15 protein-coding genes are annotated in these 19,611 nt (G+C 67.5%); 3 read left to right on the forward strand and 12 right to left on the reverse strand.

The features are described 5' to 3' along the window. Positions 1-36: 36 nt before the first annotated feature. A protein-coding gene (prfB, locus tag INQ40_RS07120) for a peptide chain release factor 2 (RefSeq protein ID WP_194339810.1) occupies positions 37-1,165 on the reverse strand; the annotation gives its coding sequence in 2 pieces (ribosomal slippage) (positions 37-1,089 and positions 1,091-1,165; 1,128 coding nt in all). Positions 1,166-1,346: 181 nt separating this feature from the next. Here prfB and INQ40_RS07125 point away from each other — a divergent pair. Together INQ40_RS07125 and INQ40_RS07130 are read left to right on the forward strand one after the other, a co-directional pair. Then, on the forward strand, positions 1,347-1,961 hold the full coding sequence (locus INQ40_RS07125) for a 2OG-Fe(II) oxygenase (protein WP_194339812.1): 615 nt from the start codon (positions 1,347-1,349) through the stop codon (positions 1,959-1,961). A 66-nt stretch (positions 1,962-2,027) separates the two neighbouring features. Further along, the gene (locus tag INQ40_RS07130) at positions 2,028-3,245 is read left to right on the forward strand and encodes an acyltransferase family protein (protein ID WP_194339814.1); all 1,218 of its coding nucleotides are present in this window, start codon (positions 2,028-2,030) and stop codon (positions 3,243-3,245) included. A 9-nt stretch (positions 3,246-3,254) separates the two neighbouring features. On the opposite strand, the gene recJ is transcribed toward INQ40_RS07130, so the two are convergent. From recJ to grpE, 10 genes are all read right to left on the reverse strand, one after another. Further along, positions 3,255-4,982: a single-stranded-DNA-specific exonuclease RecJ gene (recJ, locus tag INQ40_RS07135; RefSeq protein WP_194339816.1), complete on the reverse strand. Its 1,728-nt coding sequence runs from the start codon at positions 4,980-4,982 to the stop codon at positions 3,255-3,257. Beyond that, complete coding sequence (locus INQ40_RS07140; RefSeq protein ID WP_194339817.1) at positions 4,979-5,932, reverse strand: phosphoglycerate mutase; 954 nt, start codon at positions 5,930-5,932, stop codon at positions 4,979-4,981. Before INQ40_RS07140 ends, recJ begins: the two co-directional genes overlap by 4 nt. Before the next feature lie 2 nt (positions 5,933-5,934). Next, the gene (gene greA / locus INQ40_RS07145; protein WP_043959024.1) at positions 5,935-6,411 is read right to left on the reverse strand and encodes a transcription elongation factor GreA; all 477 of its coding nucleotides are present in this window, start codon (positions 6,409-6,411) and stop codon (positions 5,935-5,937) included. 81 nt (positions 6,412-6,492) lie between these two features. Continuing rightward, on the reverse strand, positions 6,493-9,744 hold the full coding sequence (carB, locus tag INQ40_RS07150) for a carbamoyl-phosphate synthase large subunit (protein WP_194339819.1): 3,252 nt from the start codon (positions 9,742-9,744) through the stop codon (positions 6,493-6,495). A 1-nt stretch (position 9,745) separates the two neighbouring features. Further along, a complete protein-coding gene (gene carA, locus INQ40_RS07155; RefSeq protein WP_194339821.1) occupies positions 9,746-10,873 on the reverse strand; it encodes a glutamine-hydrolyzing carbamoyl-phosphate synthase small subunit in 1,128 nt (375 codons plus the stop codon). 213 nt (positions 10,874-11,086) lie between these two features. After that, positions 11,087-11,809, reverse strand: coding sequence for a 4-hydroxy-tetrahydrodipicolinate reductase (gene dapB / locus INQ40_RS07160; protein WP_194339823.1), 723 nt, complete (start codon positions 11,807-11,809; stop codon positions 11,087-11,089). Positions 11,810-11,902: 93 nt separating this feature from the next. After that, positions 11,903-13,240 (reverse strand): sialidase family protein, encoded by a 1,338-nt coding sequence (locus tag INQ40_RS07165; protein WP_228481952.1) that lies wholly within the window; start codon positions 13,238-13,240, stop codon positions 11,903-11,905. A gap of 182 nt (positions 13,241-13,422) precedes the next feature. Continuing rightward, complete coding sequence (gene dnaJ, locus INQ40_RS07170) at positions 13,423-14,550, reverse strand: molecular chaperone DnaJ (RefSeq protein WP_193983332.1); 1,128 nt, start codon at positions 14,548-14,550, stop codon at positions 13,423-13,425. Between the two features lie 153 nt (positions 14,551-14,703). Beyond that, positions 14,704-16,629, reverse strand: a complete 1,926-nt coding sequence (gene dnaK, locus INQ40_RS07175; RefSeq protein WP_194339825.1) for a molecular chaperone DnaK — start codon at positions 16,627-16,629, stop codon at positions 14,704-14,706. A gap of 99 nt (positions 16,630-16,728) precedes the next feature. Further along, a complete protein-coding gene (gene grpE, locus INQ40_RS07180) occupies positions 16,729-17,259 on the reverse strand; it encodes a nucleotide exchange factor GrpE (protein ID WP_193983336.1) in 531 nt (176 codons plus the stop codon). Positions 17,260-17,379: 120 nt separating this feature from the next. Between grpE and recN the strand changes: the two genes are divergently transcribed. After that, entirely contained in the window at positions 17,380-19,062 is a 1,683-nt protein-coding gene (recN, locus tag INQ40_RS07185; protein WP_194339827.1) for a DNA repair protein RecN, read from the forward strand. Between the two features lie 38 nt (positions 19,063-19,100). Here recN and fur read toward each other — a convergent pair whose 3' ends face one another. After that, on the reverse strand, positions 19,101-19,508 hold the full coding sequence (gene fur / locus INQ40_RS07190) for a ferric iron uptake transcriptional regulator (RefSeq protein WP_193983340.1): 408 nt from the start codon (positions 19,506-19,508) through the stop codon (positions 19,101-19,103). Between the last annotated feature and the right edge of the window lie 103 nt (positions 19,509-19,611).

Consider the following 19,611-nt stretch of genomic DNA (forward strand, 5'->3'; position numbering starts at 1 on the left):
GTGATGCATGGGGGTGCAACGGTCGCGGGACCCGGATCAGGTGGCGTCGGAGCGTTTCGCGCCCACCGCCAGGCCCGCCTTGAGGCTGGCCGAGACGAACTCGTCAAGGTCGCCATCGAGGACGTTCTGGGTATCGCTGCGCTCGATACCGGTGCGCAGGTCCTTGATCCGGCTCTGGTCGAGCACGTAGTTGCGGATCTGGCTGCCCCAGCCGATGTCGGACTTGGTCGCCTCCACCGCGTCGCGCTCGGCGTTGCGCTTCTGGATCTCCAGCTCATAGAGCTTTCCGGCCAGCATTTTCATCGCCCGGTCGCGGTTGGCGTGCTGGCTGCGCTCGGTCTGGCAGGCCACCACCGTGCCGGTCGGCACGTGGGTGATGCGCACGGCCGACTCGGTCTTGTTGACGTGCTGGCCGCCGGCGCCCGACGAGCGGTACACGTCCGTCTTCAGGTCGGCCGGATTGATGTCGATCTCGATGTTGTCGTCCACTTCCGGCGCGACGAACACCGAGGTGAAACTGGTGTGGCGGCGGTTGTCGGAGTCGAACGGCGACTTGCGCACCAGCCGGTGCACGCCGGTCTCGGTCTTCAGCCAGCCGTAGGCGAACTCACCCTCGACGCGGAAGGTCGCCGACTTCACGCCGGCCACGTCGCCGCCGCTGACTTCCATCAGCTCGGCCTTCCAGCCGCGCGATTCGGCCCAGCGCAGGTACATCCGCAACAGGATCTCGGCCCAGTCCTGGGCCTCGGTGCCGCCGGCTCCGGCCTGGATGTCGACGAATGCAGCCGCGTTGTCCATCTCGCCGGAGAACATCCGCCGGAACTCGAGCTCGTCGACGGCCTTCACATAGGTTTCAACGTCCTCGATCACCGCCTGGGCGGTGTCGTCGTCGCCTTCCATCTCCGCCAGCTCAAGCAGCTCCTCGGCACCGGTGACGCTCTCGGTCAGGCTGCGGATGCCATTGACGACGCGGTCCAGCGAAGCGCGTTCGCGACCCAGCGACTGCGCGCGCTCGGCGTCGTCCCAGACGTCCGGGCTTTCCAGCTCGCGGCTGACTTCTTCCAGACGTTCGACCTTGGTGTCGAAGTCAAAGATACCCCCTGAGCGCCTGCAAACGATCCTTGAGATCGTCGATGCGCTCGTGGACGGGATTCAGTTCGATCATGTCCGTGGTTTCATGCGAAAAATGACCGCCAAGTCTAGCAGGCGCAAGGGCTGAGGGCGTCCCGCGCCCGTGACCGGAGAAGGCGAATCCGCTTGCGCATGTGCGTGGGGGTACGGGGCGCCCATACTCGCACCGGCATTGGTAACGACAGTTCCAATCCTTCCCCTGCGACAGGCACTCGATGAACCTCTCCCACGACGAGTTCCATGTGGCCGCCCGGACGCTCGCCGCGGACGGATGGTACGTGCTGGCGAACCTGATGCACCCCGGACAGACGCGGGCGCTGGCGGATGAGTGCGCCGCCATGCACGATGCCGATGCGCTTTCACCGGCACGGATCGGTGCGGCCCGCACCGTGTCGTCGCTGCGCGGTGACCGTATCCACTGGTTCTCCACCAGCACGGAAAGCGCGGCCCAGCGGGCCTTCATCGACCGCATGAACGCCCTGCGGATCGCGCTGAATCACGAATTGATGCTCGGCCTGGTCGATTGCGAATCGCATTACGCCGTCTACCGTCCCGCGACAGGTTATGCGCGACATCTAGACCGCATTCACGACGATGACGCACGCGTCGTGTCCGCGGTGTACTACCTCAATGAGGCGTGGCGCGAGTCAGACGGTGGCGCACTGAGGCTCTACCTCGACGACGGATCGCATCGCGACATCCTTCCGCAGGCCGGCAGACTGGTGCTGTTTCTCTCGGCGCAATTCGAACATGAGGTGCTGCCGGCCACGCGCAACCGGTTGAGCATTGCCTGCTGGATGCATCAGCAGAGGATGACCGCGCGCCGCTGACGTCCGTCAAGATGCGCGGTGCCTGAGGATTGCAGTACGGTTGGCGAAATCACCAGGGACCGCCGCATGCCCCGCCGCAATGACATCGATGCGTTGCGCGTCATCGCCTTCGCCATCCTGATCCTCTATCACGTCAGCGGGGTGTATCAGCGCGACTCGGATTTCCACATTGTCAGCAGCTACCAGAATGGCTGGCTGGATTATGTCCGGATCGTGTTCAACCGCTGGCGGATGCCGCTGATCTTCGCCATCTCCGGCATTGCCCTCGGGCTGGCGCTGCGGGGACGGAACCCGCGCAGCTTCATGCTTGCCCGCACCTGGCGCCTGCTGGCCCCGCTCGTTTTCGGCATGCTGTTCATTGTGTCCGCGCAGGCGTACTGCGAAGGGGTCAGCAAGGGAACGATCGAAACCGGCTATGGCGCCTTCATGTGGCGGTATCTGCAACTGCGCCCGTGGCCGGCAGGCACTTTCGCGGGGTCCACCCACGGGATCACGTGGAACCACCTGTGGTACCTGGCCTATCTGTGGGTGTACACGTTGGTGCTGCTGGCGCTGGCGCCGCTGCTCCGCTCCGCCCCCGCACAGCGGGCCATCGAATCGCTGGTCCGCCCGCGCGGGCTTGCCTGGCTGCTGATGCCCGCGACGATGTTCTTTGCTTTCCTGGTGCTCCTGAAGCCGCGCTTCCCGGAAACCCACGCGCTGGTCGGCGACTGGTACCTGCATGCGGAATACTTTCCGGTCTTCGTACTCGGTTTCGCTGTCGCCGACAAAGCCGCGTTCTGGACCGGCCTGACCCGCCTGCGAAAGCCGTTGTTGGCCATCGCGGTGGCCTGCATTTCGGTGGAGCTGAGCCTCAAGGCAGCGGGCCAGCACCTGCCCGCCGGCGACGTCCCGCTCTGGGCGCAACATGTGCCTTGGGGCACGGTCGAGCGAGCCGCGCGTGCGCTGTACATGTGGTCGGCGCTGCTGGCGATCTTTGCCTGGGGCCACGCGCTGTTGAACCGCCGGATGCGCTGGCTCCCCTACGCCACCGAAGCCGTGTATCCGTGGTACATCCTGCACCAGAGCCTGATCGTGCTGGCCGCGTACTGGCTGATCCCTCTGCAGATCGGGCCCGTGCTGGAACCGGTGCTGGTGACAGTGCTGACGATCGCGGGCTGCGCGTTGCTGCACGAACTGGTGATTCGTCGCGTCACGGTGCTGCGGCCACTGTTCGGACTCGGACTGGTGCCGCGGGGCGCGCGGCTTGAACGGCCAAAGGCAGCACCGCTGCAGGTCGACTGAGGCGTCCCGTCACGCCGCTTCGCGGTGCACCACGACCAGCTGGATCGCGTCGCCGCCACGGTAGTCGTCCGCTTCCAGCCGGTACGCGATCCGCACCCGGGGCGGCGGTTCCTGCTCGTCCCAACCACCGAAATGGATGGCGTTGACCCGCCGGCCAGCGAGCGCGAGCTCGAGCTTCAGGTGCTTCTGGCCGACGATGCGCCAGCCGAGCACATCGAATTCGCCGTCGAACTGGGGCTCGGGGAAGCCCTGTCCCCACGGGCCGCCGTGGCGCAGTGCATCGGCGCTGTGGCGGGTGAACTCGTCGGCGGCCAATTCGCCGTCACTGGGAATCTGCAGGTGCAGCAACTCGGGCGACAGGGTCAGCTCGACGCATTTGCGGAACGCATGCTGGAACGCGTCCAGCGAAGCGAGCGGCAGGGAAAGCCCGGCGGCCATCGCATGCCCGCCAAAGCGCTCGATCAGGCCGGGGTTGCGCGCATCGACCGTGGCCAGTGCATCGCGGATGTGGAAGCCGGGAATCGAGCGCGCCGAACCGCGCAACATGTCGCCGCCCGGCTCGGCCGGTGCAAAGGCGATGGCCGGGCGGTGCAGCCGCTCCTTCATCTTGGAGGCGACCAGCCCGACCACGCCCGGGTGCCACCCCGGATCGAACAGGCATGCGGCCAGCGGCACGTCGCTGGTGTCCAGGGCCACCCGGGCAAACGCCTGCTCGGCCTCCTCGGTCATCTGCTGCTGGACCGCGCGGCGCTCGGTGTTGATGCGGTTGAGCGTGGTGGCAATCTCCCGCGCCTGGGTCAGGTCGTCGGTGAGCAGGCACTCGATGCCGACGGCCATGTCCTCCAACCGGCCCGCCGCGTTCAGGCGCGGGGCGATGGCGAAACCGATATCGCTGGCGCTCAACCGCGCCGGATCCCGCTGAGCGGCCTCGATCAGCGCCTGCAGGCCTGCGCATCCTTTACCCGCCCGCAACTGCCGCAGCCCGGCCGCGACGAGGGCGCGGTTGTTGGCGTCCAGCGGCACCAGATCGGCGACGGTGCCGACCGCGACCAGATCGAGCAACTGGCTGAGGTCGGGGCCGCGCCCGTTGCTGCCGCCGTCCAGCGAGCCGTCCGCGAGCAGCCGCCGACGCAGGGCCAGCAGCACGTAGAACATCACTCCGACGCCGGCGAGCACCTTGCTGGGGAAGGTGTCACCGGGCTGGCTCGGATCGACGATCGCATCGGCGGGCGGCAGCGTGTCGCCGGGCAGATGGTGGTCGGTCACCAGCACCTTCCACCCCAGCGCCTTGGCCGCGGCGATGCCGGGGTGGCAGGCAATGCCGTGGTCCACGGTGACCAGAAGGTCCGGCTGCAGCGGTGCGAGCTCGGCCACCAGCGCGGGCGACAGCCCGTAGCCATGAACCGCGCGGTTGGGGACGGCATGGGACACGCGCCGGGCGCCCAGCATGCCCAAGCCCCGAACCGCGACCGCACACGCGGTCGCCCCGTCGCAGTCGAAGTCACCGACCACCAGGATGTGGCGGTCACCGGAGATCGCGTCAGCCAGCAGCGCAGTGGCGGCGTCCAGCCCGAGCAGGCCGTCGGGCGGCAGCAGATGGGCCAGGCGAGGACGCGCCTGTGCCTCGGTGAGCGCGCCGCGGGCGCCGTAGATGCGCCGGAGCAGTGGCGGAATGCTGTCCGGCCACGATCCGGACCCGACACCGGCCGGGCGACGTACGATCCCGCCGCGGCTCACTGCACGGATTCCGGCGCCGGATTGACGAAGGACCGCATTGGCCGCCGCCAGAACCGCCAGCGATGGCGCGGCAGGATGTCCAGACGGTGGCCGTCGGCGAATTCCACTATCACCGACGCAATGCCGCCCAATCCCAGCTGCACCGACAAGGGCTGCCACCAGTCGCAATCGAACACCGCCAGATCCCGCAGATGACGCAGGTCGAACAGCCCTTCGCCGTCCTGCGTCCAGCGCGCGGGAAGCGGACCGGCCGGCACGCCGGCGGCGGTCGCGAACGCGGTCAGGGTGTCGTCGTCGCTGGCGATCCGCGCATGCCCGGTGCGCACGTGGTCCGGCAGCGTGCCGGCGCCCCAGAACCACAGCGAATTCACCGGCGCCAGGCCCAGCGCGGCCCGCTCGGCATTGCGCGGATGATTGTGCAGGATCACCTGCGCCTCGCTCAGCAGCGCCCGCCAGCGGCGCCCGTCCGGGCCGTCGGGCAGTTGCTCGAACAGATCCGCGCCCAGCGCGTTGTCCAGCGACGCCATCGCCGGCAGCTTCGCGCCGGCGGGCATTTGCAGGTACCAGCGTGACGGCACGGGCGCATCCAGCAAGGTCCCGCCATCGCCGAAGTACGGCTTGAGCGCCGGCAGGAACGCGGCGATGTCAGCCTCGCTCAGCGACAGCGCGTCGCCATGCGCCATCAGGCGTGCGCCGTTGATCTCCGGCTGGATATAGACCGGGTCCGCGCGCATCCAGGCCGATCCCGCCGCGTCGCCGGCGTCGCGCTGACGAGTGACGGCCGCGACCGGCCAGCCGCGCGGCAGCACGTCAAACTGGCGCTGCACCATCTCGCCGCCGGGATCGGAACGGTCCGCGCGGGCGAACCAGCGACCCGCGCTTTCCGACAGCCGCTGGCCGCCGAAGCGGCTGCGCGCCGGCATCAGCAGGGTGACCGCGCGCCGGGTCATCCTCAGACGACGTAACGGACGGCGACGATGTCGTATTCGCGGGTGCCGCCCGGTGCATCGATGATGATGCTGTCGCCCTCATGGCGACCGATCAGCGCGCGCGCGACCGGCGAGGAAATCGCGATCAGGCCCAGCTTGATGTCGGCCTCCAGGTCGCCAACGATCTGGTAGGTCCGCTCCTCATCGCTCTCGGTATCGACCAGGTCGACGGTTGCGCCGAACACGATCTTGTCGCCCACGTTCAGCGCGGCGATGTCGATGATCTGCGAGTTCGACAGCTCGCTCTCAAGCTGCTTGATGCGGCCTTCGATGAAACTCTGCTGCTCACGCGCGGCGTGGTATTCGGCGTTCTCCTTGAGATCGCCGTGTTCACGGGCGTCGGCAATGGCGGCGATGACGGCCGGCCGCTTGACGGATTTCAGCTGCTCAAGTTCGGTGCGCAGACGCTGCGCACCCTTGGCGGTAAGGGGTGCTTGCATGGAATGGTCCTCGGGCCGGCGCGTGGCCGGCACTGGTTTTTCTGCGACGTCCCGATTGTGCCCGGGAGCGTCGGGGCAAAGCTAGGCGGTGGTCTTCACCGTCGCGTGCAGTTCCTGCAGCGACAGCACCGGCCCGGCATCACGGAACTCCAGCGACTGCAGCAATGCGCGTGCGCCGGCGATGGTGGTCGAATAGGTAATGCGCTGCTGGAGGGCCTCGCGACGGATCGAGAACGAATCCGAAATGGCCTGGCTGCCCTCGGTGGTATTGACGATGTAGACGATCTCGCCGTTCTTGATCAAATCCACGATGTGCGGGCGGCCTTCATTGACCTTGTTGATCGCCTGGCATTCCAGGCCCTGCGCGCGCAGGAACTTCGCCGTGCCGCTGGTGGCGACCAGCGAGTAGCCGCGGGCGACCAGATCCTGGGCCACCGGCAGCACGCGCTGTTTGTCCGGATCACGCACGGAGACGAAGACCTTGCCGCCGTCGGGCAGCGCCTTGATGCTGGCGGCCTCCTGCGCGCGTGCCATGGCCGCGCCGAAGCTGCGGCCCACGCCCATCACCTCGCCGGTGGAGCGCATTTCCGGGCCAAGGATGGGATCGACGCCCTGGAACTTGGCGAACGGGAAGATCGCTTCCTTGACCGAGTAGTAGTCCGGAATGATCTCGCCCGTTGCGCCCTGCTCGGCCAGGGTTTTGCCGGTCATGCAGCGCGCGGCGATCTTCGCCAGCGCCATGCCGGTGGCCTTCGACACGAACGGCACAGTGCGCGAGGCGCGCGGGTTCACTTCCAGCAGGTAGATCGTGTCCTCGCCGTTGCCGTCGTTCTGGATCGCGAACTGGGTGTTCATCAGTCCGACCACGTTGAGCGCCTTGGCCAGCGCCGTCACCTGCTCGCGCAGGCGCGCCTGGGTCTGCGCCGACAGCGAGTACGGCGGCAGCGAGCAGGAGGAATCCCCGGAGTGCACGCCGGCCTCCTCGATGTGCTCCATCACCCCGCCGATCAGGACGTTGCCGTCCTTGTCGGCGATGATGTCGACGTCCACCTCGATCGCGTTGTCGAGGAAGCGGTCCAGCAGCACCGGCGATTTTTCCGACACGCGCACCGCGTCGCGGATGTAGCGCTCCAGGTCGGCATCGGAATGCACGACCTCCATCGCCCGTCCGCCGAGCACGTAGCTCGGACGCACCACCAGCGGATAGCCGACCTCGCGCGCCAGCACGACGGACTCCTCGGCGTTGCGGGCGATGCGGTTGGGCGGCTGCTTCAGGCCCAGCTTGTCGACCAGTTGCTGGAAACGCTCGCGGTCCTCGGCCAGGTCGATGCTGTCGGGGCTGGTGCCGATGATCGGCACGCCGGCGGCCTCCAGGGCCTGGGCCAGCTTCAGCGGGGTCTGGCCGCCGTACTGGACGATCACGCCCTTCGGCTTCTCCAGCTCGCAGATCTCCAGCACGTCTTCCAGCGTCAGCGACTCGAAGTACAGGCGGTCGGAGGTGTCGTAGTCGGTGGACACGGTTTCCGGGTTGCAGTTGACCATGATGGTCTCGAACCCGTCCTCGCGCAGGGCCATTGCCGCGTGCACGCAGCAGTAGTCGAACTCGATGCCCTGGCCGATCCGGTTGGGACCGCCTCCGAGCACCATGATCTTGTCGCGGTCGGTCGGGTTGGACTCGCACTCGTCCTCGTAGGTCGAGTACATGTAGGCGGTGGTGGTGGCGAACTCGGCGGCGCAGGAATCCACGCGCTTGTACACCGGGCGCACGCCGAAGGCGCGGCGCAGTGAACGCACGGCCGTCTCGTCGGTGCCGGTCAGCTGGGCCAGGCGCGCATCGGAGAACCCCATGCGCTTGAGCTCGCGCATGCGGCCCGCGTTAAGCGCGGACAGCCCGTGCGCGGCGACGTCCTTCTCGGCGGCGATGATCTCCTCCATCTGGTCGAGGAACCACGGATCGACGAAGGACAGCGCGTGCACGTCCTCCACGCTCATCCCGGCGCGGAAGGCATCGCCGATGTGGAAGATCCGCTCCGGGCCCGGCTCCTTGAGCTCGCGGCGGATCGTGGCCATGCCTTCATCGGTGGTCAGGTCGATGCCGGTCGGGTCGAGGCCGACCTTGTCGGTCTCCAGCCCGCGCAGGGCTTTCTGCAGCGACTCCTGGAAGGTGCGGCCCATCGCCATCACCTCGCCCACCGACTTCATCTGGGTGGTCAGGCGCGAGTCGGCCTGGGGGAACTTCTCGAAGGCGAACCGCGGAATCTTGGTCACCACGTAGTCGATCGTCGGCTCGAACGACGCCGGCGTCGCGCCGCCGGTGATGTCGTTGCGCAACTCGTCCAGCGTGTAGCCCACCGCCAGCTTGGCGGCGATCTTGGCAATCGGGAAGCCGGTCGCCTTGGAGGCCAGCGCCGAGGAACGCGACACGCGCGGGTTCATCTCGATCACGACCACGCGGCCCGTCTCGGCATTGATGCCGAACTGCACGTTGGAGCCGCCGGTGTCCACGCCGATCTTGCGCAGCACCGCCAGGGAGGCATCGCGCAGGCGCTGGTATTCCTTGTCGGTCAGGGTCTGCGCCGGGGCGACGGTGATCGAGTCGCCGGTGTGCACGCCCATCGCGTCGAAGTTCTCGATCGAGCAGACGATGATGCAGTTGTCCGCCGTGTCGCGGACCACCTCCATCTCGAATTCCTTCCAGCCCAGCACCGATTCCTCGATCAGCACCTCGTTGGTCGGCGACAGCTCCAGACCGCCCTTGACGATCTCCTCGAACTCCTCGCGGTTGTAGGCGATGCCGCCGCCGCTGCCACCCAGGGTGAAGGACGGCCGGATGATGGTCGGATAGCCGACCGTGGCCTGGATCTCGACGGCCTGCTCGAAGGTCTTGGCGATCGCCGCCTTCGGGCATTCCAGGCCGATCTCGGCCATGGCGACGCGGAACAGCTCGCGGTCCTCGGCCATCATGATCGCCTCGCGCCGGGCGCCGATCAGCTCGACGTTGTACTTCGCCAGCACGCCGTGGTCGTCCAGGTCGAGCGCGCAGTTGAGCGCGGTCTGGCCACCCATGGTCGGCAGCAGCGCGTCGGGGCGCTCCTTGGCGATGATCTTCTCCACCGTGCGCCAGTTGATCGGCTCGATGTAGACCGCGTCGGCCATGTCCGGGTCGGTCATGATCGTGGCCGGATTGCTGTTGACCAGCACGACCCGGTAGCCCTCCTCACGCAGGGCCTTGCAGGCCTGCGCGCCGGAGTAGTCGAACTCGCAGGCCTGGCCGATCACGATTGGGCCGGCGCCGATGATCAGGACGGTCTTGATGTCGGTGCGCTTTGGCATGTCAGTTGGCCTCCATCAGCGCAACAAACCGGTCGAACAAGGGGGCGACGTCCTGCGGACCCGGGCTGGCCTCGGGGTGGCCCTGGAAGCCGAAAACAGGTGCGCCGGGGATCTCGATGCCCTGGTTGGAGCCGTCAAACAGCGAGCGGTGGGTCGTGCGCAGGCTGGCAGGCAGGGTGGCTTCGTCGATCGCAAAGCCGTGGTTCTGGCTGGTGATCATGACCCGGCCGCCGTCGTCGAGCGCCTGCACGGGATGGTTGGCGCCGTGGTGGCCGGACTTCATCTTCATCGTCTTCGCGCCACTGGCCAGCCCGAGCAACTGGTGGCCCAGGCAGATGCCGAACATGGGGATGCGCTGGGCGATCAACTCGCGGATCGCGGCGATCGCGTAGTCACACGGTTCCGGGTCGCCAGGACCATTGGACAGGAACACGCCGTCGGGCCGCAGGGCGAGTACATCGGCAGCGGGTGTCTGTGCCGGCACGACGGTGACCCGGCAGCCGCGCTGGGCGAGCGTGCGCAGGATGTTGCGCTTGATGCCGAAGTCGTAGGCGACCACGTGGAAGCGGCCTTCGCCCTGGGCGAATTCGTTGCTGTCCAGGTCGAGCTGGCCCTCGTTCCATTCGTAGCGCTCGCGGGTGCTGACCTCGCGGGCCAGATCCATGCCCTGCAGGCCGGGGAACTTGCGCGCCGCCTCGACGGCCTGGTCCGCGTTGATGCCATCGCCGGCCATCAGCGCCCCGCTCTGCGAGCCGTGGCTGCTGAGGATCCGGGTCAGCTTGCGGGTGTCCACATCGGCGATCGCGACCACGCCCTGGTCCTGCAGCCACTGCGGCAGCGCGACCTGGCTGCGCCAGCTGCTGGGACGGCGCGGCACGTTGCGCACGATCAGGCCGGCGGCCCAGATCCGCGAGGACTCGTTGTCCTGGTCATTGATGCCGGTATTGCCGATGTGCGGGTAGGTCAGCGTCACCAGCTGGCGCGCGTACGAAGGGTCGGTGAGAACCTCCTGGTAGCCGGTCATGGCGGTGTTGAAAACCACCTCACCAACGGACAGGCCGGGTGCGCCGACGGAAACGCCTTCGAAGATGGTGCCGTCTTCGAGCGCAAGGATTGCGGGTTGGGTCACGGAAAAATCGCCTTGTCTGCCAGGGGATGCTGAGTCCATCGAGCGCAACACTGGCCAAATACCGGCTGCAGCAAAGCGCGGACGCGGTGGGGGTTCCGGTCCGACAAATGGGGTTCAGGCGAACGGGAATTCTAGCGATGAAGCGCTGCGAGTGCCAGTGCTGCGCATCCCACCGCCGGCGGTAAGCACAGCCGCCGGCGAAAAAAGGCGGCGCTACCGCAGCATGTCGCGCAGCTGATACCGGCCCGGCGCCTGCCCGGCAAGCCACGCCGCGGCATGCAGTGCGCCGCGGGCAAAGACATCGCGACTGGTCGCGCGGTGGACCAGTTCGATCCGCTCACCCGGCCCGGCGAACTGGACCGTATGCTCACCGACGATATCGCCGGCGCGCAGCGATGCGTAACTCGGCTGCGCACCGCCTTGCTGCGCGCGCGCGCCCAGGGCGAGTGCAGTGCCGGACGGCGCATCCAGCTTGTGCTTGTGATGGGATTCGACGATGTCGCAATCCCAGGTTTGCAGCAGCCTCGCGGCGCGTTCGACCAGATCACCCAGCACGGTCACGCCGAGACTGAAGTTGGCGGCCAGTAGCACCGGCAACGTCGTGGCCGCCGCGTCCAGTGCGCGCTCGCCGGATTCGCTCAGGCCTGTGGTCCCGGAGACCAGCGGCACGCCGCGCTCAACGCACAGGCCCAGGATCGCGTCCAGACCATCGGGCAGGCTGAAATCGATCGCGACATCGAACGCGGGCACGCCATGCAGTTCGGTCACGGCAAAGTACGGCAGGCCGTCGACCACGCGCTGCGCCGGCTTGCTGCGCGAGACAGCCGCGACCGCGCGCAAATCCTCACGCCCCGTCAGAAGGCGGATCAAGGCCTGGCCCATCCGGCCGGAGGCGCCGTGGATCAGAACACGGGTGACATCGGACGATTGCTTCATGCCCGCAGGCTATAGGCTGCGCGGCCGCACGGGCAAGCGGCGCCGGAGGTCTGTTGTACCACCGCTCCCGCAAGCGTCCCGGACCGCAGCGGCTCACTGGACGACAGCGCCCTTCAGGGTGGGTGTTCCGTCCACCACCTCTCCCCAGACGAGCCATGCGGCCTCGTCGAGCACCGCCAGCCTGGGAATTCCACTGGCACGGCCGCGCGCGGACAAGGCCGCGACCGGAATGCTGTGGGCAGCGCCGAGCCCGCGGTCGATACGCGAGAGCATCAATTGCTGGCCGTCGCCACCGTCGCCCTCCTGCAGCCAGGACAGCAGCACATGCCCCTGCGCAAGCCCAAGCCCCAGCCGCCCCAGCACCTGCGGCCCATTGGCGACCGCGAGCGGCGGACCGAAACTGTCGCCGGCATCGTCGGAACGGGCGAGTCGCAGCTCGGGTTGGCCATCGGCCTCGGTGTACCAGGCCACCCATACGGTATCGCCCTCGGCAACGACCACCGGGCCGTTGACCGGACAGCCCGTCATCCACCAGCCATCGGCGTGCACGTCGCGCGGCGCGGTCCACGCTCCGCCTTCCAGGCGCAGCAGGCGGATGTCGCGGATCTCGCCGGCGCTGCGCCCGCGGTAGACAACGACAGGACCGCGCGAGGTGATTGCCGAGGCCGTGGTGCAGCAGTCACAGGTCGAGACGTCCAGAGGCCACTCGATCAATTTCGACGCGGCGGCGCCAGGCGTGTTTGACGCGGGCGCGCCGTAGATGGCGGCACGCAGCATCATTGCGCCGTCGCCGTCGCCGTGGCCGTGGCCATCGTCGGCCGGCGCGTTGCCGGGGTGCTGATCGCTGGCGGTCGGCGCGGTTTCCGTGCCGGCCGAGCTGGATGCCGTGGCCTTCTGCCGGCTGTCCAGCCAGGCCATCCCCAGCTCATCGGATGCCTGGGGCCAGAAGGTCACGAATCCGTTGTCGCCTGGCAGATCGGGAAGGCTCACCAGCGTTGGCGGAGACCACGTCCGGCCGCCGTCGCCGGAACGCACCAGATCGATCCCGTAATCCGTATGTCCCTCACCGGTCTGCCGCAGCCAGTGCGCCCAGAGCGAACCGTCCGGCAGCGCGTAGACGTGGGGCGTGTCCGCCCAGTTGAGGAACCAGTTGCCGCCGGTGCCTGCACTGAGTGGATCCGCCCAGGCACCCGGCGCACCGGGCGCGGGTGACGCCAACCGGGCAATCCGCAGCTCACGATGGTCGTCCTGCGCCGGCTGCACCCAGCTGAGCAGCAAATCGCCCTGCGGTGTGGCAACGAGGTCGGGATGCGCCGCTTCGCTGGCGACCGGCAGCGCCCACGGTTGGACCCGGGAAAACTTCTCCTGCGTGCCCGGGCTGTCGGCAGGCTCGACCGGCGCTTTGTCGGTGGAACACGCGACCAAGGCCACACAAAGCGCCGCAACCAGCAGCCAGACGCCCGAAAAGCGCCCGCCGCGAGTGGTTCTGATACGTCCGCCGTCCGTCATCATCCAAGGCCTCCTGCAATCGCCGCAGCCATTCTTTCACGGCGGATGGACAACGAGGCCGCGACGTTCCGGTCACGGCCGGTGTTTCAACCCGGAACGGCGACTCAGGAGGAGGTCATCCGGTCCCAGAAACCTTTGACGCCATCCATGAACGTCGAGGAGCGCGGCGAGTGCCGGCTGGCGTGCTCGCCGGTGAAACTGGTTTCCAGCTTCTGCAGCAATTCGCGCTGCTCGTTGGTGAGGTTGACCGGCGTCTCGATGACCACGCGGCAATACAGGTCGCCGGGCCGGCGGCTGCGGACCGATTGCACGCCCTTGTCGCGCAGGCGGAACACCTTGCCAGTCTGCGTCTCGGCGGGAACCTTCAGTTCCACGTCACCGCCCAGGGTCGGCACCCGGATGGAGGCACCCAGCGCCGCCTGGCCCAGCCGGATCGGCACGTCGCAATGCAGGTCGTCGCCGTCGCGCTGGAAGAACTCGTGCTCGCGCACGCGGACCTCGACGTACAGGTCGCCCGGCGGCGATCCGGCAGGGCCGGCCTCGCCCTCGCCGGACAGGCGGATGCGGTCACCGTTGTCCACGCCGGCCGGAATCTTGACCTGCAGGCTCTTGCTGCCTTCGATGCGTCCCTGTCCGTGGCAGTCGCCACACGGGTTTTCGATGGACTGGCCGCGGCCGCCGCAATGCGGGCAGGCCTGCTGCATCGAGAAGATGCCGCGCTGGATGCGCACCTGGCCCCGACCGTGGCAGGTATTGCACGTATGCAGCTTGCCGTCGGCGGAACCGCTGCCCTTGCACTTTGCGCACGAGTCCAGGGTCGGGATCTCGATGCGCTTCTCGATGCCGGCCACCGCATCTTCCAGCGACAGCTCCATCACATAGCCGACATCGGCGCCGCGGCGCGGACCGCGTCCACCGCCGCCACCTCCGAAGATGTTGCCGAAGATGTCGCCGAAGATGTCGCCCATGTCGTCGGAATACCCGCCGCCACCGCCGCCCATGCCGTGCTCGAACGCCGCGTGGCCGTGCTGGTCGTACATGCGCCGGCGCGAGTCATCGGAAAGCACTTCGTAGGCTTCCTTGCACTCCTTGAAGCTGGCCTCGGCGGTTGCGTCGTCCGGGTTGCGGTCCGGATGGTATTTCATCGCACAACGCCGGTACGCCTTCTTCAGCTCGTCGCTGCTTGCCGTCCGGGATACGCCCAGGACCTCGTAATAGTCGCGTTTGCTCATGTACTGCCACTTCCCCTGCCCGTCGGACCAACGTCCGCGCGGTCTGGTTCAAAAATTTGTCGGAACGAGCCACTCAAACAACGAGGGTCCGGGACCACGCATCGATCCCGAACCCTCGCGCCCAACCCGCGCTCATCTGCGGGAGCGGATCGCTTACTGCTTCTTGTCGTCGTCCTTCACTTCGGTGAACTCGGCGTCGACCACATCGTCGGCCGCCGTGTCGGCGCTGGCGTCGCCACCGGCCGCGTCGGCGCCGGCCTGCTGCGACTGGACCGCCGCAAACAGGGCCTGGGCCGCTTCCTCGAGCGCCTTGCTCTTGGCTTCGATCTGGCCCTTGTCGTCACCCTTCATCGCGGTCTCGACGTCGGCAATCGCCGCTTCCGTCGCGCCGATCAACTCGCCCGGCAGCTTGTCGCCGTTCTCCTTGATTGCGGTGCGCGCCGAATGCACCAGGCCATCGGCCTGGTTGCGCGCCTGCACCAGCTCGTGGAACTTCTGGTCCTCCTCGCGGTTGGCCTCGGCGTCCTGGACCATCTTCTGGATCTCTTCCTCGGACAGGCCCGAGCCGGCCTTGATCTCGACCTTCTGCTCCTTGCCGGTCTTCTTGTCCTTGGCAGTCACGTGGACGATGCCGTTGGCGTCGATGTCAAACGACACCTCCACCTGCGGCAGCCCGCGCGGCGCAGGCTCGATGCCCGAGAGGTCGAAGCGCGCCAGCGACTTGTTGTAGCGGGCCTGCTCGCGCTCACCCTGCAGCACGTGCACGGTCACGGCGGACTGGTTGTCCTCCGCGGTCGAGAACGTCTGCGAGGCCTTGGTCGGCACCGTGGTGTTCTTCTCGATGATCTTGGTGAACACGCCGCCCAGAGTCTCGATGCCCAGGCTCAGCGGGGTCACGTCCAGCAGCAGCACGTCCTTGACGTCGCCGGCCAGCACGCCGCCCTGGATCGCGGCACCCACGGCCACGGCCTCGTCGGGGTTGACGTCCTTGCGCGGCTCCTTGCCGAAGAACTCGGTGACGGCCTGCTGCACCTTCGGCATGCGGGTCTGGCCACCGACCAGGATCACCTCGTCGATCTCGCTGGCGCGCACGCCGGCGTCATTGAGCGCGGTACGGCATGGCTCGATCGACTTCTTGACCAGATCCTCCACCAGCGACTCCAGCTTGGCGCGGGTCAGCTTGATGTTCAGATGCTTCGGACCCGATGCGTCGGCGGTCACGTACGGCAGGTTGACCTCGGTCTGCTGCGCGGTGGACAGCTCGATCTTGGCGCGCTCGGCGGAATCCTTCAGGCGCTGCAGGGCCAGCGGGTCCTTGCGCAGGTCGATGCCCTGGTCCTTGTTGAACTCCTCGACCAGGTAGGCGATGACACGGTTGTCGAAGTCCTCACCACCCAGGAAGGTGTCGCCGTTGGTGGCGAGCACCTCGACCTGCATCTCGCCATCGACCGAGGCGATCTCGATGATCGAGACGTCGAAGGTACCGCCGCCCAGGTCATACACGGCCACCTTGCGGTCGCCGCCCTTCTTGTCCATGCCGTAGGCCAGCGCGGCCGCGGTCGGCTCGTTGATGATGCGCTTGACGTCCAGGCCCGCGATCTTGCCGGCGTCCTTGGTCGCCTGGCGCTGGCTGTCGTTGAAGTACGCCGGCACGGTGATGACCGCCTCGGTGACCTTCTCGCCCAGGTAATCCTCGGCGGTCTTCTTCATCTTGGACAGGATCTCGGCGGAGATCTGCTGCGGCGCCATCTTCTTGTTGTCGCCGGTCTCCACCCAGGCATCGCCGTTGTCATGGGCGATGACGCTGTACGAGACGTGGTCCAGGTCCTTCTGCACTTCGGCGTCGGTGAATTTGCGGCCGATCAGGCGCTTCACCGCGAAGAAGGTGTTCTTGGGGTTGGTGACGGCCTGGCGCTTGGCCGAGGCGCCCACGAGGATCTCGCCGTCCTTGGTGTAGGCGACGATGGACGGAGTGGTGCGATCACCCTCCGCGTTCTCGATGACCTTCGCCTTGCCGCCTTCCATCACCGCGACACACGAGTTGGTCGTGCCCAGGTCGATACCGATGATCTTGCCCATGCTGTTTATTCCTTTGATATTGGATTTGATGCCGATAGACGGGGGCGGCCACACTTGCTGCCGCTCATGTCAGTTATCTGGGGGTCGCGGCCCGCCGGTTCAAGCGTCGCCGCTGACAACAACCAATGCCGGCCGCAACAGACGTTCATTGAGCAGCCAGCCCTTCTGGTAGACCTGGACCACGTGGCCGGGCGGGTGTTCGGCGCTGGCCACGGTACTCATCGCCTCGTGGTGTTCCGGATTGAACGGCTGGCCGGCGGGATTGACCTCGACCAGACCGTTGTCGCCGGTGACCTTGAGCAATTGCTTCAGGGTCAGCTCGACGCCCTGGCGCAGGGCATCGGCGTCGTCGCCGGACGCCTGCAGGCCCGCCTCCAGGCTGTCGATTACCGGCAGCAACGCCGACAGCAGGCGTTCGTTGGCGAACTTGCGCGCCATCTCCACATCGCGGGTCAGGCGCTTGCGCTGGTTTTCCAGATCGGCGCGCTCGCGCAACATGCTCTCGCGCAGGTTGTTGAGCTCCTGGTTGGCCGCGTCCAGCTGGGCCGCCAGCTGGCTTTCCGGATCGTGGTTGTCGCTTTCGACTGGGGCCGACTGTGCTGCCGGATCCTGGTTGGGTTCGGTGGTCATATCTGCTCTGGTCCTGACGATACGGGGACGTGTGGTCCTTGACTGACTCAGCAATGGGGCCAGCGCGGACCAATTCAAGACAATTCCGTGCGGACGCGGTCCCGATTAGACTCGCGCCTCATGCTTACCCATCTCTCACTCAAGCATTTCGCCGTCGTCCGCCAGGCCGAACTCGTCTTCGGACCGGGGCTTACCGTCATCTCCGGGGAAACCGGCGCGGGCAAGTCCCTGCTGGTCGATGCCCTGGGCCTGCTGTCGGGCATCCGCGCCGACAGCGGCGTGGTGCGCCACGGGGCCGAGCGCGCCGAGCTTGCGGGCGAGTTCAGGCTGGACGACGTGCCTGCTGCCGTCGCGTGGCTGCAAGAGCATGAGCTCGACGAGGACGACGTGCCGTCAGGTTCGGGCTGCCTCGTACGACGGGTGATCCGCGCCGACGGCGGTTCCCGCGCCTGGATCAACGGGCGGCCGGTGACGATGACGCAGCTGGCGGAATTCACCGCGCACCTGGTGGAGATCCACGGCCAGCACGAGCACCAGGCCCTGATGGCGCGCGGCAGCCAGCTCGCCCTGCTTGACGCCTACGCCGCCACCGCGCCCGAGCGAGCGCGGGTGGCCGAGGCCGCCATGCAGTGGAGCGCGCTGCTGCGCGAGCGCGACGAACTGGTCGCCAAGGGCGACGTCGGCGACCGCATCGAATGGCTGGAACACCAGTTCCTTGAGCTGGAGCGGGAAACGCTGGATGCCGATTCCATCGCCCAGTTACTGCTGGACCACCGTCGCCAGGCCCACGCCAGCGACTTGATTGCGGCCAGCGAGAGCGCGTTCGCGCAACTCGGTGGCAGCGACGATGCCTCCGTATCGCGCGCGCTGCAGCAGGTGCGCCACGAACTGCAGCGCGTCGCCACCCACGAACCCCGCCTGACCGAAGTTGACGGCATGCTCGCCGCCGCCGCGATCCAGATCGACGAGGCAGGCAGCCTGCTGGACCGCATTCGCGACGACCTGGACATCGATCCGTCGCTGTTCGAGTCGATCGAGCAGCGCCTGGCCCGCCTGCATGACCTGGCCCGCAAGCACCGTGTGGCGCCGGAAGGGCTGGCCGCGCATCGCGATGCGATCGAAGCGGAGCTGGATGCGCTGCGCGGGGCCGATCGCCGGCTGGAAAGGCTCGATGGCGACATTGCCAAAGCCCGCCAGGCCTGGCGGACGGTGGCGGACGCGCTGGGCGCCAAGCGGCGCAAAGCGGCGGGCAAACTCGCCGAGGCCACCACGGCGTTGATCGGCGAGTTGGGCATGGGCGGCGGCCACTTCGATATCGACGTCGAGCCGCTGCCTGCCGACAAGCCCGATCCCAACGGCGGCGAGCGCATCGAGTTCATGGTCGCCGCCAACCCCGGCCAGCCGCCGCGCCCGCTGCGCAAGGTTGCGTCCGGTGGCGAGCTGTCGCGGATCTCGCTGGCGATCGAGGTCGCCGCGCTCGGGTTGGATGCGGTGCCCACGATGGTGTTCGACGAGGTCGATTCCGGGATCGGCGGCGCGGTGGCCGACATCGTCGGTCGCAAACTGCGCGCGCTGGGTGCCAATCGCCAGGTCCTGTGCGTCACCCACCTGCCGCAGGTCGCAGCGCAGGGGCATGCGCACTACCGGGTCAGCAAGGCGGCCGCCGACGGCGTCACCCAGAGCCAGGTGCAGCAACTGGATGCCGACCAGCGCCAGGAGGAATTGGCCCGGATGCTGGGCGGCGTGGAACTGACGCGCGAGGCGCGCGCGGCCGCGCAGCGCCTGCTCGATGACGTCACCTGACGCGGCACGCCCAGCCCGATTCCGGCGACGCTGACGCGCTAACGCGAGCCTTTCTTGCGCACGTACAGGACCAGCGTGTGGTCCTCGATCTCGTAGCCGTACTGCGCGGCGATGACGTGCTGGAGGCGCTCGATCTCCTCGTTCTCGAACTCGATCACCTTGCCGGTGTCCACGTCGACCATGTGGTCGTGGTGGCCACCGCGGTCAAGCTCGTACACCGACTGGCCGGCCTCGAAATTGTGCTTGAGCACCAGCCCGACCGCCTCGAACTGGGTCAGCACGCGGTACACGGTGGCCAGGCCGATATCCTCGCCCTGGTCGAGCAACTGCCGGTAGATGTCCTCGGCAGTGACGTGGCGGGGCTTGCTCTGCTCGAGGAACTGCAGGATCCGCATGCGCGGATGGGTCACCTTGAGACCCGCGTTACGAAGGTTCTGGGATTCCATCAAGGGCTCCTTGCGGGATCCGTGGCGGGCGACGAGCGCCCTGCAACACTGGATGAACGTGGACAGGGTGCAGCCGCGGCGCGGCGGCGGCAGTGTATCATCG

It is taken from the genome of Lysobacter sp. H21R4 (genome assembly GCF_015277535.1).
GTDB lineage: Bacteria > Pseudomonadota > Gammaproteobacteria > Xanthomonadales > Xanthomonadaceae > Novilysobacter > Novilysobacter ciconiae.